Annotated in this window: 11 protein-coding genes; 4 read left to right on the forward strand and 7 right to left on the reverse strand. The window is 55.2% G+C overall.

The window, feature by feature from the left end; all coding sequences use genetic code 11:
* From AKL28_RS24525 to AKL28_RS16360, 5 genes are all read right to left on the reverse strand, one after another.
* The coding region (locus AKL28_RS24525; RefSeq protein WP_269432197.1) for a TnsD family Tn7-like transposition protein at positions 1–1,053 on the reverse strand (1,053 nt) is incomplete at its 3' end.
* Positions 1,054–1,610: 557 nt separating this feature from the next.
* On the reverse strand, positions 1,611–3,029 hold the full coding sequence (locus AKL28_RS23990; RefSeq protein ID WP_156226367.1) for an ATP-binding protein: 1,419 nt from the start codon (positions 3,027–3,029) through the stop codon (positions 1,611–1,613).
* Positions 3,030–3,034: 5 nt separating this feature from the next.
* Entirely contained in the window at positions 3,035–5,227 is a 2,193-nt protein-coding gene (locus AKL28_RS16350) for a DDE-type integrase/transposase/recombinase (RefSeq protein ID WP_050469216.1), read from the reverse strand.
* A 4-nt stretch (positions 5,228–5,231) separates the two neighbouring features.
* Positions 5,232–6,035: a TnsA endonuclease N-terminal domain-containing protein gene (locus AKL28_RS16355; RefSeq protein WP_082221536.1), complete on the reverse strand. Its 804-nt coding sequence runs from the start codon at positions 6,033–6,035 to the stop codon at positions 5,232–5,234.
* 279 nt (positions 6,036–6,314) lie between these two features.
* Complete coding sequence (locus AKL28_RS16360) at positions 6,315–6,650, reverse strand: hypothetical protein (protein ID WP_156226368.1); 336 nt, start codon at positions 6,648–6,650, stop codon at positions 6,315–6,317.
* Positions 6,651–6,870: 220 nt separating this feature from the next.
* Here AKL28_RS16360 and AKL28_RS16370 point away from each other — a divergent pair, with 220 nt between their 5' ends.
* Together AKL28_RS16370 and AKL28_RS16375 are read left to right on the forward strand one after the other, a co-directional pair.
* Positions 6,871–9,033, forward strand: coding sequence for a hypothetical protein (locus tag AKL28_RS16370; RefSeq protein ID WP_156226369.1), 2,163 nt, complete (start codon positions 6,871–6,873; stop codon positions 9,031–9,033).
* A gap of 320 nt (positions 9,034–9,353) precedes the next feature.
* On the forward strand, positions 9,354–10,094 hold the full coding sequence (locus AKL28_RS16375) for a lytic transglycosylase domain-containing protein (RefSeq protein WP_050469221.1): 741 nt from the start codon (positions 9,354–9,356) through the stop codon (positions 10,092–10,094).
* A 234-nt stretch (positions 10,095–10,328) separates the two neighbouring features.
* Here AKL28_RS16375 and aceE read toward each other — a convergent pair whose 3' ends face one another.
* Positions 10,329–13,001, reverse strand: coding sequence for a pyruvate dehydrogenase (acetyl-transferring), homodimeric type (gene aceE / locus AKL28_RS16380; RefSeq protein WP_050469222.1), 2,673 nt, complete (start codon positions 12,999–13,001; stop codon positions 10,329–10,331).
* A gap of 168 nt (positions 13,002–13,169) precedes the next feature.
* On the opposite strand from aceE, the gene AKL28_RS16385 reads away from it, so the two are divergent.
* Positions 13,170–13,613: a MarR family winged helix-turn-helix transcriptional regulator gene (locus AKL28_RS16385; RefSeq protein ID WP_050469223.1), complete on the forward strand. Its 444-nt coding sequence runs from the start codon at positions 13,170–13,172 to the stop codon at positions 13,611–13,613.
* Here AKL28_RS16385 and AKL28_RS16390 read toward each other — a convergent pair.
* Positions 13,610–14,731, reverse strand: a complete 1,122-nt coding sequence (locus AKL28_RS16390) for a transketolase-like TK C-terminal-containing protein (RefSeq protein ID WP_050469224.1) — start codon at positions 14,729–14,731, stop codon at positions 13,610–13,612. The two genes, AKL28_RS16385 and AKL28_RS16390, sit on opposite strands and share 4 nt — an antisense overlap.
* Before the next feature lie 87 nt (positions 14,732–14,818).
* On the opposite strand from AKL28_RS16390, the gene AKL28_RS16395 reads away from it, so the two are divergent.
* Complete coding sequence (locus tag AKL28_RS16395) at positions 14,819–15,451, forward strand: glutathione S-transferase family protein (RefSeq protein ID WP_050469225.1); 633 nt, start codon at positions 14,819–14,821, stop codon at positions 15,449–15,451.
* The last annotated feature ends 13 nt before the right edge of the window (positions 15,452–15,464 follow it).

A 15,464-nucleotide genomic window follows, 5' to 3' on the forward strand; every position in this document is an offset into this window, starting at 1 on the left:
TATCCTAGCCTCGCCAAGATGCCGCCTCAAGGCGCTTCGCGACATCCTTTTCCGGGTCGAATCTGTCAGTTTTTGCCCAACATACTTGGCTGCGATCAAGCATAATTCGTGGTCTCGCGCCCCCCAGTCAAGCCGCGGCTGAACCACACGCTTCCTGGCATAATTCGAGTTAGCGCTGAGGAGCCACTCCAAATCATTACGATACAACCAAGCATAGAGGCCTTGGTGTGAAGCTCTAGCCTTGCCGATATCTTGGTCTCTTCTCAATAGTGAGAGCCATGCACTGCGCGAGACACTGCGCCTCTTCTCTTTGTGAATATCAGCAATTTTGCGCAGCACCGGAGCCTCAACTGCCCGGATGCGATGAATACTTGCCGGCGAAATATTTAATAACTGAGAAATCTCTTCTGCAGTTTTTCCGTTAAATAATTCACGCATTATTTCCTGGGTAACCTCGGGACGGATTTTCTTTGGCCGGACGTTAACCAACATCAGATTCCTCTTCCGATGTAGCACTACTGTATTTACAGAAACGCCAATCAGATCAGCGACAGCACGACATGATAACGATACATCGTTCAAGAAAACTGCACGATCCAAGCAATGAGATTCAGGACATTCATCACTGCTCAATGCATCACCACCTCCCGCGCGGTTGCTCTCCCCAGCTGCCTCCAGATCTTCCTTAAACAAATACAGCTTCCCCCAGAGGTGTTCTATCAAAAGAAGATGGCATATGGGATGAAGCGATCGTTCTGGACGAGAGAAGAGATCGCCCAACCATCTCATAGGATGGTGCGGTGTGGATAGTAATCGCTCTTTTAATTCATGCCCGTCAAATCCGTCGTAACGCGCACTAATATCCCGCGCCAGTGCGGATAGCCGTAATTTCCCCTTGTTGTCGCAATATCCACGCATCAAGGCTTGATCATGATAGATAGCAGCTCGCCTTGCAGGGGAGGCCGCAGGAATGTTTAGGTTCAGAGCTGCCACACAAAGCGCCGTTAATCTCAGCTGCGCCCGGCTAGCAAGTTCGATGGCCTTATCTTCCACAAAGCTAGGCGGCCTAACTACCACTGATCGGTGCGGCAGCCTTGTTGGATTGCAGAAAGGAGCCAGCAGCACCGCATGCTTGACACAACAGGTTACCCCTGGAAGATTCTGAGATTTGTGCCAAATGCCATATCCCCATTGAGTTAGTTCTGACCTCAAGCATATTGGTCAGAACCGCAAAGGGGCTGAGGCTCCAAACCTGTTCGCAATCAATCCGACTCTAATCTTCAGATTGTCACTACCCTTCCTCATTCGCTCCAGGGCGAACTGATTCACCTCAAAACTCCAGAAAGGGCGATGAAACGGAAATAGAGTCCCACGTTCTATTGCATCCATTTCGTCGCTGTACGGAAAGCGGAGTCCTAGTACTCTGGCAATTTTTTCAATTCCACACGGAAAATCGACGCTAAGTGATGCATTGCGAGATCCTAGCAAGGTGCACATTAGCTCCCTGTGGTCATTAGCTGCATTGTGTTCTGCAAGCCGTCCCACCCATGAGTACAGCAACTCATCGTCGTCTAATTTCGGTGAGTAGGACGTTCCAGTCATTACAACGCCTATTTCTCTATCAGAAGGGGATCTTCCTCAGGTAGCTCGCAATCTTCCTCGGGAGCAGTTTTCTTGTTCTTCATCGGCTTTGCTTTCTTTTCTTTCTTCTGTTCCCGCATCTCCTCAAATTCGGAAGTATTTTTAAAAGTTTTGACGGCCTCATCAACCATACCAACCATCGCTCTTAGCTCCTTATATTTACGAGAAATAAAGAGGTCGTTGAAGTCGACCAAAGCCGATGCTTTGTTTGATAGGAGCGCGCGAATTGCAGGTCGGAGAAAGAGAAGATCGTTATTCGCTACGAATTCAAAAGAACTAACATCTACACACTCGCGTCCTCCAATCTCTTTTCGCTGAGCAAGTATGAAGGCCAGTTTCGCGAACGCTGTATTGCCTGCAGACGCGTCGTACCATGCGTTCAGCACCGCCTCGCTGAGAATGCCCTTCTTCTGGACATAGGTGTAGTCCCACAGCGTTTCGCAGAATTGCGCCCAAGTTGCACTACCGCGTTGCATGGAACCGATGAAGCTTTGCCCTGTAGTAGTCATTTTGCGTGCATTCCCGAGGTTCCCCTCGATGACCTGGTCAATCGCTGGTTTCGAAATAATCAGAACGCTTACGCCGGTCCACTCTATGAGCTCCCCAATCAGATTTTTGACATGCTCGGCTTGCCGTCCAGCCGCGGACCTGAGGTTTTGGAATTCATCAATCACTACCAAGCCGAGGGAGGTGGCTGTTACGACCTGCTGCATAAGCAACGTCATCGTGCTAATTGTGCCCGCAGCCCGCGCCTGCTTCAGGTACTTTGTCCCAAGATGACGATCGATCTCATGAAAGAACTGGTAACACAAGCCCTTTAGAGAACCGTCATTAGGAACCCGAAGTTTGAGATAGACCAACTGGGCATGTTGCAACGGCTTCCCTTGATAGGATGTATGTTGAATAACTCTGGGATATCCACGTAGAAACCGGTCGACGAAGGTCGATTTTCCGATTCCACTGTTTGCCACAATCAAGTGGCTTTGCCCCGAGCTCTCCCATTCACTTGGCACATAAATTCCGCTCTCCGAAGTCGATACCGCCTGTGCATGTCGCCGCTTAACATCCAACGGGTTTATTGGATTTCGTGCTCTATATGCCTCTCGAAGCATTGTGGATGCAGCAAGCGCTGCATCAGCATATCCAGCGAAGGGATATACAACGTCGTTCAGCGTGGCCAGTTCAATCAACCGTACTATTTCACCCGATTTTCTATCTTTATTGGTTGGTGCCGGCGGAGAGTCCGATATCAGTACGGAGAAGTCGATCTTCCTCTGTGGAAGTGGAGGCAAAGCCTCTATGAACGGATTCCCTCTATAACGTTTGGTTAGGGTATCCGTATAGACAACCCCGCGCTGCTCGTCGTTGGTTCGCTCTACGTTCATCATTTTAATCACTTCTTTGCTCTCATTTTTGCAATCAACGCGACATGAGCGGCTTCAGCGTCGTTCTTTCTCGTTTGCCATTCGGGTATTTCTTTTCCAGCCTTTGATGCCGGAAAATCTACTTCTCCTCGTCCCGCTAAGATCATTTTCTGCTGCTCGGTGTCTTGTTCACGCGCGGCCTGAATTTCCGCACGATTAGGCTGAGTATTAATGGCTTCGGGACGATGTCGCTTAACTTTTCCGCGACCGTTCAGATCGCCTACTTGCTCCAAGTTACTTCTGTGGTTTGACATTGCCCATAGCAGCTTCCCCTCGTGCTCAAACGCTTCTTCTTCATCCAGCGTCATCACTCCTAAAGTATCTGCACCACTCGCACTAATTTCAAATTCTGCTCTTTCTCCTCGATTGCTGGACACATAAACAGCATGAGGGTAGGTTTTATCCACTCGTATCGAGACCTTCTTCGCGCGAGCTCCCGATTCTTTGGCCAAAACCTCAGCATAGTTATTCTTGGGGAAATACGTCTTATCCCGATATGTGACTTTTCCATGGGCAATCGTTGCAGTATCTGCACTTAGGAAAATTTGAGATAGCTCGTCTTCAGAGTATGGGAAAGCCCCTTTAGACGCTTTGTGCTTAATGCCCCATAAGTAGGCTTGCTGAGGTGTAGGCTCAACAGCTGCTTGGGTCAACTCGCGGTATTTCTTCAACGTCGAGTGCGGTCGATTGTTATACTCGACGACAATCGCCAGGAGCTCGCGATACGCTTCCTGTAGCGATGTCGTGGCGGCAGAAGCAGCTCTCTTTTTGGCTCGCGCGGCAACCGGATTCATGGGGCGTTCAGCGTAGACCCCAGACATTCCCTTTTCAACCATTCGACTCTTCATCGTTCTGATGAAACGCTCGATGATTGCCTTTCCATCCGGACAATACGGAGGAAGATTCGTCAGTCTAATACGCAAATCGGTGGTCAACGATTGCTCAATCGCCTCGGACAAGAATTCCGAACCTCTATCGGCGACAATGCGATGTGGAATTCTACCCACGGGCCACTTATCATCATCGACATTACAGCCCATCGCTTTAAATCGTCTAGTTCTCGATGTAAATCCTATGAGAAGTGCATATCTAAGCTCCTCATATGAGGGAGGTTTAAGAGAGATATAAGCAGAAACAACGAAGCGGCTCCAACGATCAATGAGCAAATAAATATTCGGTCGATCCACGACGATTGGAGGGTTGCCCTTCGTAACGAGATGCAGGCGGCCACCGGTACCATCAATTTCATAAATATCACCGGGTGCGGAAGCCATAAGCACCCCTGAATGGCCAGACTCAGCCGTTCTCGTCACTAGATTTTCAGCGAGAGAAGCATCCAGCTGCGCGTACTGATCAAGGTAGTATTGGTACTGCCGCTTCGTCACTGGCTCTTCAATTTCCCCTCTCTGGTATTTCTCGTATAGCTTCTTGTGCCTACGAGCGAATTCAGTTGCGAGGTAGCCACGCCATGCCACTAAATAACCAGTTCTAGCCCGCCGCAACTGCCGACGTAAGCTTGACACCATGTCTGCAATATCCAGTTCTGAAACAACAAATTCGTTCTCACCTAGAATTTGCGTTTTAATGGACTTCCGCCCGCGACGCTTTGGAGCCGACAAGCCGGAGGTAGCGCTCTCTGATTCGCTCTTATAGCGCCCCTTCGTTGGCTTAGTTCCTGGGTGGAACGGGAGCAGCGCGTTCTTCGTTCCACCAAAATAGTAGTAGCGCAAAAGCAGTCGCCTAGCACTGTCGAAGCTAAAACTTTTCGCCTCAGCACGCGCTCGAATCAGCGAGGTGAAATGAGCCATACTTAAGTTCATGCTGCTCTCGAACAAGTCAATTAGTGGCTCGATTAGTTGCCAGCAAATTTCCATCTGCTGAGCGCGTCGCGAATCTGAAGGAGGCGGTGAAATAAATTCAGCAGGCATTGAAATTCGCCCCCATCTCGCTCCGGCTCGCTCGCTCATCGCTTTAAAGTCCGTCAAGCTGTATCTAATCGGTCGTCTGGCATGGCGAACGTCGAGTGCCTCCTTGACCTTCATGACGTACACGTCGCGATCAAAGATATGCGTAACACGAAGATACTCGATTCCGATCGGAGTCGAAAACTCCAGCACCTGCCAGCGTGCGAAACCGAGGTCATTTGGGCGAAAGTCCGGCATGAAATTATGGCCTTAGGATAAGAGGTCTGGTTAGTTCGATTCTTTCAGTTAGCGAAACTTGCAGTAGATCTCTCCACATGGCAAACCGAATTAAGTTGTCTGCAGTGGCAGCCGTGACCCTAAGCCCGATTGCAGTTCGCTCCAGTAGCTCATCCATCCGGCGAACTGGGTTATATATTGTTTTAAAAAATCGAATGAATTCGCGGGTCTCTTCTTCATCAGGTTCATAGCGATTTTTGAACCATTCACGTATGAAGTTAAGATTTTCGAAAACGACTTTTTTGTTGGCCCCTGAAAATCCATCAGTCTTTACTAGAGCCCACGGGCAACTCATTAATTTGCACCATTGATATTCAACCTGAAGACGTTTCCGCACCTTAGGATCTCTGGCATCTTGAGGAGTCTTAACGCTCTTGGCCTCATAGTACTTTTTACCCTCGGTTTCGAAAGTTACCAAAAAGTCGATGGTAAATGGAGTGGGAGCATTGCCCTCATAACCATGAGTCACGCCGAACCTTTCGCAAAGCTGCAAAGTCTTGTCTATGTGCAAAATCGGCCACTGCTCGCGGATATCTATGACATTCGGCAGGCGCTCTAATAACATGAAATAAATGTGTTCTAGATCCGATAACACGTGATGTACCCGCGGAACCACTATTCCCTGGATAGTGGTCGCCGAGCCAGATGAGCCAAAATCAGACTTCTTAATCCAAGGCTGATAGCCATCGAAGCTGCCGATACCACGCCCCTTTTTGATTTTCTTATGCAAGTAGGAGGGATATTTCGACAGTTCTGATGTCCATTTCATAACATCAGATTAACATATTTGTTAAAATTTGCCATATATTTAGTAACAACATGCCACAATGAATAAAGTTGGTCGAAATTGATTCCACTGTGCCGCTTCAAAAGTCAAAAGCCACCTATAAAGGTGGCTTTTCTTTTGCGACACTAGCGGCCAGAAGCCGCCTCAAAGACAGCGTTTTCACCGCCGACGCAAATCAACACGCTGCAGTTATTTATTGCGAAACGCTTTGCGGCAGTTTCCAGGGTGCCAGAACGAGCCCCGGATTCAGATTTTCCGCCATCAGCGAATGCCGCCGTCGTCGTGCCCGGCTGTTGTGCTCGGCTGGAGCAGTTTCTGCAAGCGTTCAGCGCCGTCAGGAGAGAGGTCGCCCTTTTTCATGCTATCGAGCAGTGTTTTCACCTCTTCTTTTTCTTCTGGAGACAGGTTCTTGCCGATTTCGCCGCTATCCAGGCGGCGTTGCAATTCCTCTCCCGCCATCATCTTTCCCCCTTGGGACACATGACCGCTTGCGACATCATTGAGGATGTCGTTAGTGGATTTGTTTTTCAGGAAGGAATCGTCAATTTGAGCTCCTGCGACGCCGGCGGGGCCGTTGGCGGCGATGAAATTTGGCATACAAAACTCCTGGAGAAAGAAAAAGGAGTCTATGGGTGTGTGACGTTTGCGGAACAGTTCCACTGAACATTTGGTGGTCGCCTTCCATGTGCAGTGACGACTTCTTCTTCGGAGGTCTTCGTGCTGGAACTCTTCCATTGTTCGCGGTCACTCATCACCGCCCCCTCCTTCGCGCCGAAATACTATTGTGCAGCCGACTCAACATAAGTAAAGGCAACCCATGGCACATTTCCACCCAGGAAATCTGACGTCAGCCTACCCGGATCGTTATCAAATCACTGATAACGATCATGCACACACCAGCGTTGATACGCGCCAGCCACCGCCACCCATCGCACACAAGCCCTTGCCTGGGCAGCAGCAAGCGATTGCGCGGCGTGAGCGTAGCAATTTCATCCATCAGATGCAGCGCGAGCAAGTCGGCGAAGATCAGCAGCGCGGCCATGTCTTTAACAATCAGGGAGTCCCCCGAGTGGTCTACGGGGTCACCAGTGCACCGGCTGGCGATCGCGACGAATTGCATTTCTGGTCGCCGGATCCGGCGCCACCGCAACTCCCGCCTAAGGGGGCGTCGCTCTCGAAGGAAGCCGCCACCATGGCTTCGGCGTTCCCGATGAAAACGAAGCCCGCCTACGTTCACAGCGAGCCCGGGAAACTGCCCAGTTCGACAGCTCTCTCTCGGACCAAGCACGCCACCTCGTTAGCATCCGTGCGCAACTCCACGCCCGAGGCGACCGCTGCCGCCATCGCGCAATTGCTGCGCACCGGGCATGTCGGCATCGCCGCGCTGAAGGCCCCCAAGCCGGAGTTCATGGCCGGCACGCGCCACTTGACCGCTACGTCACAACAAGGTCTCGCCGCGCAGCTTGGAGACCTCAAGTCATTGCGCAAGCAGCTTGCAGGCTATCAAGAAGGACTGGATCTGAATCCCCAGTTGGTAGACGCGATGCAAGCGCGTGGTCTGCAAGTGGCCGACGCGGAGCAGCAGATCGAAGATCTGATAAACCGTTGCAATGAGCGCTCCGATGCCATCGCCGCCCTGCGCGCGCATGACACGGTAGAGGTATCTTCCCATCCCATCGCAGGCTGGCTAGCGCAGCAGATGATGGAGTCGGAGCAAACGCGCGATGCGCTCAACCACTATCTCCAAGATACTGCGCCGCTGGAGTTGCAGGTCAGGCGCAATGAGTTGGTCAGGCTGCGCGGCAAGCTCAGCCGGGTGATCACGGACAGGGAACGCAACGGTATGGAGCAACAGGCCCTGGAGCGGAACATCGCTCTGCTGCATGCATCGATTGCAAGTCTGGAACACGCGTTTGCGCTGCCTCCGGGTAGCACCTTCCAGGCAGGGTACAAAATACCAGCACAATTGCTCGCCAAACACGAGGACCTGAAGCTGGCGCAAGACCGGATGCAGCAGCTGGCCGCGCAGGCGGATCGCCAATGGCAGGCGCGCCAGCAACTCACCAAGCGCGTAGATGCGCTGCCCGGGCAAATCGCGATGCTGGAAAGCCGCGTAGCGCCTGCGCACATCCCGACCGGCGAAACCGCGACGGACATGACGACCGATGCTGTAGCACGCTATCTCAGCCGGAAATATGAACCGATAAGACCGCACCTGCATACATTGCGTGACGAACTTGACCGGCTGTTGCCGGAAGATGGCGTCGCCACTCCCGAGCGAAGACAGCTCGTCAAGTTGCGCAAGCAGATCGAGCAGACGCTGGAAGCCGCCGACAAGGCTGAATATGCATATATTGCACGCACGCTGGAGCAGGCTCATGCCAACGGGGCCGCTCCTCAGATTGCGTACTCACCTCAAGCTGCCAAAAGCCTAAGCACGCGCATGGCTCATTACGATAGCCATAGCGCCGTGCGGCGCGAACCCACGGAACTTACACAAGCCCGCATTTATTATGGTGAATGCAAGGAAATGCATCGCCAGGCCTACGAGCGGCAAAGAGAAGCGAAGAAGAACTCCATAGAGCAAGGGACGTCTATCGATAGCAGCTTGATCAGTCGCACAAAGGAATCGAAGAAAACAATGGCTCAAGCCGAAGCTTCCTATTTGGCGCTGCAAGCGATAGAGGACAGGGAACTGCCAATTTTGCAAAGAACAGCTCGGCACAATCGCGAACTGAAGCAACTGAGCGAGCAGACCCTGTATGCCATGTTGGATGAGAGACTTACATTCTTTCAGCAACAAGGGTACGCATCGCTGGCGGCGGTACCTCCACCCAAGCCTGCCATTAATGATATGGACTACCTGGCGCAACGCTACCATGTTCGCTTGAGTGAACTGGCGCAGGATCCTGAACAGAATCGCCAGCACATCGCCGCACTCAAGAACAAGATGGCGTTTCTTGCGCCCACGCTGGTGTGACGATCGCGGCTCGTCATCAAGTTCCGGGTCGTCAATTGCAAGTGCAGCATGAGCTGGTTAGGGTTAGTGCGGAGGCGCTGCGCTTGTCGCAGGCGTGTTTCACTATCGACGTGACCGGCCATTTGTCATCGCGGATTTTCTTGCAATCCTTATCCGGCGGTCTTGACGTCGTCGGACAGCAGGTTCGGGCAGGACTGGGCGGCCGGCGAGAATTGTCATCGGCACGGAACCCTGCGCGCCTTCGTTGCGACTGATACCGGAGCCGTTGTCGGCTGTTTTTCGCCAGTTTCATTCGTCGTCAAACGTAAGGAAGGGTTTTAATGAGCAAAGTCACGGGAGCAGGACCGGTCACCTGGCAGGATTATGCCGATCTGTGGGCAAACGACCCGCAATACCAAAAACAGTACGCCATCATCAAGCCTACTCTGGATGCACTGGGCATCACACCCCACGACAGCCCTGGCGACGTGACGGACATCCATTCCCACGCGGTTGTTCCCAATAAGGGCAATAACGGTAATTCCGACCGGATCGGCGGTGACCACCCCACCGGTAACGGCAAGCCGGGATCGAGCGACCTGGGTCCAGGCCTGCCGCCGCAGGCTGCTCCCTACAAAGACATGATCGAGGAAGCCTCGCGCAGGACAGGCGTACCGGCCAGTCTCCTCGCCGCCATGATCCACGACGAATCGCGCTGGGATCCGCACGCCGGTACCATCAACGCCAACGGCATGGGCGACACCGGCCTGATGCAGATGAACGACGCCACCTTCGCCGCCCTGCAGGCCAAGCACCCGGAGCTGCAAGGCCGCGACAAGAATGATCCCGCCACCAACATTCTGGCCGGCGCCTACTATATGGCCGACATGAAGGAGCTGATGAAGGAACGCTACGGCAGCGATAGCTGGGGCCTGGCGCTACGCGCCTACAACTCAGGCGAGAACGGCGTCGATCCCAACAACCTCAACGCGCTGCCGGCAGGCACCGGAGATCCGGCCTACGTGGATAAGGTGATGGGCTACTGGGCCACGATCGACAACGGTGGTCAACTGCCCGCCTGACGTCGGCACACGTTGGCGGCCTTCATCGGCCTGGGGCACGGATTCTGCTCTGAAACAACTGGCCCGGACTTGAAGTTGGTCCAAGCGGCAAGCCGCGGTGGCGCTGGGGTTGTTGCCGGCAATTGAAACTTCGGAAGATGGTCTGTATCGGTGAGATGACTGAGAGCAGACATGTACGCCTGCTCCCATTCACCTCTTGGACAGAGCCAGCGTCGTACCATGCGGGCAATGCATTCAGACGGCGGAAGGATCGGTCTTGCCGACGTCGATACCGTAGCGCCGGATGGCATCGCCCACCAGCTGGCGGGGAATGCTGCCATCGTCGGCCAAGGCCTTGAGCGCGGCCAGCGCGATGAAGTGCCGATCCACCTCGAAGAAGGCGCGCAGCGACTCGCGTGTATCCGAGCGCCCGAAGCCGTCGGTACCCAGCGTCACGAAGCGGCGATCGTTGATGAAGGGGCGGATCTGGTCGCCGACGATCTTCATGTAGTCGGTGGCCACCACCACCGGTCCCTGATGCCCTTCCAGGCATTGCGCAACGTATGGGATGCGCGCCGGCTCGTCGGGATGCAGCATGTTCCAGCGCTCGGCGGCCATGCCGTCTCGCCGCAGTTCGGTCAGGCTGGTCGCGCTCCACACATTGCAGCCGACTCCGAAGTCCTGCGTCAGCAGCTCGGCCGCCGCCATGACTTCGCGCAGGATGGCGCCGCTGCCCATCAACTGCACGGTGGGCTTGCCTTCCTCAGTAGTTGCGCCTTCCGACAACAAATAGAGGCCTTTGAGGATACCGGCTTCGGTGCCTTCCCGCAGTCCGGGATGCGGGTAGTTTTCGTTGAGCAAGGTGATGTAGTAATAGATGTCTTCCTGCTCGACGTACATCCGGCGCAAGCCGTCCTGGATGATGACCGCCAGCTCGTGGGAGAACGCCGGGTCGTAGGAAATGCAGCTGGGGATCACCGATGACAGCACATGGCTATGCCCGTCGTCATGCTGCAGCCCTTCCCCCATGAGCGTGGTCCGGCCGGCAGTCGCGCCCAGCAGGAAACCGCGGGTGCGCGCATCGGCGGCAGCCCAGGCCAGATCGCCGACGCGCTGCAGCCCGAACATGGAATAGAAAATATAGAACGGAATGGTCGGCAAGCCGTGATTGGCATAGGCCGTCCCTGCGGCAATCCAGGAAGAGATCGCACCGGATTCGTTGATGCCTTCCTGCAGAATCTGGCCGTCCTTGGCTTCCTTGTAGTAGCTCAACTGGCCGGCATCCTGCGGCGTATACAGCTGCCCCACATAGGAGTGAATGCCGATCTGCCGGAACAGGCCCTCCATGCCGAAGGTTCGCGACTCATCGGGAACGATGGGGATCACCAGCTTGCCCAGCTGCGGATCCTTCAGCAGCGTAGTCAGGATGCGCACGAAGGCCATCGTGGTCGACAGCCCGCGCTCGCCGCTGCCCTGGAGCTGGCTGGAGAAGGTCGACAGCGGCGGAACCGGCAGCGGGTCGACCTTGCTCAGGCGCGCGGGTATATAGCCGCCCAGCGCCTTGCGCCGCTGCTCAAGATACTTCGCCTCTTCGCTGCCCGGCGCAGGGCGCAGGTAAGGCATTTCCTCCAACTGCTCGTCCAAGACCGGCAGTGCGAAGCGGTCGCGGAAGCTTCTTACCGCATCGGCGCTCATCTTCTTGAGCTGGTGATTGATGTTCTGCCCTTCCCCGGCTTCGCCCATGCCGAAGCCTTTGACCGTCTTCGCCAGCACGACCGTCGGCCTGCCGGTGGTGCGCACGGCCTGTTCGTAGGCGGCATAAACCTTCTCCGGATCATGGCCGCCGCGGGTCAGCTTCCAGATCTCGTCGTCCGACATATCGGCCACCAGCGCCAGCAGCTCCGGATACTTGCCGAAGAAGTGTTCGCGCACATAGGCGCCGTTCTGGGATTTGAAGGTCTGGTAATCGCCGTCCACACATTCCATCATGCGCCGGCGCAGCAGCCCGCTGCGATCCTTCTCCAGCAGCGCATCCCAGCCGCTGCCCCAGACCACTTTGATCACGTTCCAGCCGGCGGCGCGGAAAGTCGCCTCCAGTTCCTGCATGATCTTGCTGTTGCCGCGCACCGGCCCATCCAGCCGCTGCAGATTGCAGTTGACGACGAAGATCAGGTTGTCCAGCCGTTCGCGGCCGCCCAGTGAAATCGCTGCCAGCGACTCCGGCTGATCCATCTCGCCGTCGCCGAGAAAGGCCCAGACCTTGCGCCCCTGCGGTTCCTTGAGGCCGCGGTATTCCAGATAGCGCATGTAGCGGGCCTGGTAAGCCGCCGTCAAGGGTCCCAAGCCCATCGATACTGTCGGGAACTGCCAGAACTCCGGCATCAGGCGCGGATGCGGATAGGAGGACAAGCCGTCGCGGTCCGACTCGCGCCGGAAGTTGTCCATCTGGGATTCGCTGATGCGACCCTCCACATAGGCGCGGCCGTAGATGCCGGGTGCGGAATGGCCCTGGATGTACACCATGTCGCCGTCAAAGGTCTCCGTGCGCCCGCGGAAGAAATGCTCGAAGCCCACGTCATACATCACCGCCGCGGACTGGTAGGTGGCGATGTGGCCGCCGACGTTGGAATGTTTTCCCGCGCGCAGAACCATCACCATCGCGTTCCAGCGGATGTACGCATTCAAGCGGCGCTCTACGCCGAGATCGCCGGGATATACCGGCTGGCGCTGCTTGGCGATGGTGTTGACGTAAGGCGTGGTCACCCGTGCGTGAAGATCGCCATGGTGCGCCAGATCAACGTCCGTAAGCTGGTCGATCAGATACTGCGCCCGTGAGCGGCCTTCAGCGTCGATCACGGATTCCAGCGCGTCACGCCATTCCCGGGTTTCCAGTGGATCGACGTCGACGTGCGTGAGGGATTGGGTCATGAAGTTTCTCCAAAAATGGTCTTGAGAGAACCGCCCTCCCGCGTCGGCGGGGCAATCTGGCGGAGGAATTTCGAACATTTAATTGCAATTGCAATCGTTAGCACGGCAATCCTACAGTGGTATCATTGCAATTGCAATTAATTCCAACCGCATCCGACGAGAACCAACATGACCAATCGCGAACCCGATCTCTGGTTTTCCTTTGTGCGCGCTCACCGCGTACTGATTCGAGAGATAGAACGGCGCCTGAACCAGGCCGGGCTGCCGGCCTATGCCTGGTATGACGTCCTGTGGGGAATTGAGAGCGGAAAAGGCGGCACACGCCGCATGCACGAGCTGGCTGATGCGCTGGCTATCGAGCGCTATAACCTGACGCGTCTGATCGACCGACTGGAACAAGAAAACCTGGTCGTGCGATCGCGTTCCGCCGAAGACGGCAGGGCCGCATTCGTCACCATCACCGATGCCGGCAAGGCCTTGCGAAAGAAAATGTGGAAGGTCTATCAGGCTGCCGTGACAGAGATCTTTCTTTCTCAATTCAAGGAGGAAGACCATGGCTCTATCGCTGCGGCGCTTGACGGCGCGGCCGCGATGGCGCGCGGCGAGGACTAGCCGCGCGGAGACGTGGCGTCCGTCTCATTGCCGTATCGGTTCAAAGCCTCTACGAGACACTCCACCGGAAAGCGCCCTTCACTGACCAAGGCCCTAAGCGCGTGCAGAACGATCCACTCTGCGCGAATGGTTCCGTCCGGCATGTCTGCTCCCAGGGCGACGAAGGGCGCTGTTACATAGGCACCGATTTGTGCAGCGACATGCTGCTCGTAGCTGGTCACGGCAACGACCGGCCCGCCCGGCGCATCCAGGCACCGCTCCAGACGAGAAATTTTTCGGGGTGCCAATGGATGCAACGTGTTCCACAGTTCCACCTGTTCTCCTTCACGCGCCAGCCTGGTGTAACTCGGGCAACTCCATACCTCGCTGCCTACACGCCAATCCTCCAGGAGAATCCGTGCCGCGCGGACGACCGGTTCCAACGTTCTGCCGGCGCCAAGCAGGCGCACTGTGTGGAGCATCTCCTTTTCCGTCCTGTTGAACAGATACATCCCGGTGTAGGCTTCCGACAGAGATACAGTCCAGGTTGCCTCGGATAAGAGCACTTCATCGTGCAATGCCAGATAGTAGTAGGCCTCCTCCCCCTCGACATAGAGTGCCTGTAATGCAGCACTTACGATTGCCTGGACTTCGTCGGCGCTCGCCGGATCGTAGGGAATACAGAATGGATAGTCCGTCAACCAAAGGGCAAGCTCCGGCCTGCTCCTTTTCAGCCATCTGAACGGCGCGGTACCTGCCGTATTCAGGAAAACACCGCGTCCGGCAGTTTCTTGGAAGGCCGCACGCAATCCCGTCCTGGATTGCGCGCGAAGCATATAGATTAATGGCCGTTCGAAGCGACGGGAGGACGCCGTATAACGTAGCGGCCAGGCGGCTGTCAGCATCTCACCGGCTTCATGCTCCTCGGCATCCCCCCTGACAATCCATGCATTCCTGCTAGCAGATTCATCCACCGCCAGCATCCGGGCAATGGAGCGTCCCATGCCAAGCGGCGAGCGAGGTGCTTCCTGCCGGCCTGAGCGGAGGCCAATCAACTTGTGCAGACAGACGATCGCGGCATCGCGGGTTTCAGGTGAAATTGGCACCAGCGGCGCCAACAGGGTCTTTGGGGTAGGCATAGGTTTTCAATCCCGTTTGCATAAACACATACCCTCCATTATGATTGCATTTGCAACGATTGCAATTACAATTAAATGAGGAAATCAATGAAGGCAGATTCGAACGCGCTTCTCGATTTTTATACCGCGGATACGCCGAACGGGCTGAAGGTCAGCATCTATCTGCATGAGGCGGGGATAGCGCACAGGCAGATCGCACTGGACCTGTCTGCAGGAGAACAGCATCGGCCGGACTATCGCCGAATAAATCCCAACGGCAAGATTCCGGCCATCATCGATCACGATGCAGGGATCACGCTTTTCGAATCCGGCGCCATCCTTTCCTATTTGGCCGCGAAAACGGGCGTCCTTCAACCGGCATCGCTGACTGAGCAAATGCAAGTCCAGCAATGGCTGCATTTCCAGATTGGCGGCATCGGGCCGATGCTGGGTCAGCTATGGTGGTTTCTCCACGGTTCGAGAACCGGAAACCGCGAAGCTACGGAGAGGTATCGCAAGGAAGCCATGCGTTTGTACGGTGTGGTGGAGCATCGTCTGCTGCAATCCACATTCCTCGCCACAACCGAGTTCTCTATCGCAGATATTGCCGCGTACAGCTGGCTGCGGACATGGGATGAGCTGGGGCTGGACATATCGCCTTTTGGCAGAGTACGAAGCTGGCTGGACCAGATCGGCAAACGCCGCGGTGTCTGCGATGCACTGGACGCCAACCGGACATAGGCACGCACTCATG

This window comes from Herbaspirillum chlorophenolicum (genome assembly GCF_001189955.1).
GTDB lineage: Bacteria > Pseudomonadota > Gammaproteobacteria > Burkholderiales > Burkholderiaceae_D > Herbaspirillum > Herbaspirillum chlorophenolicum.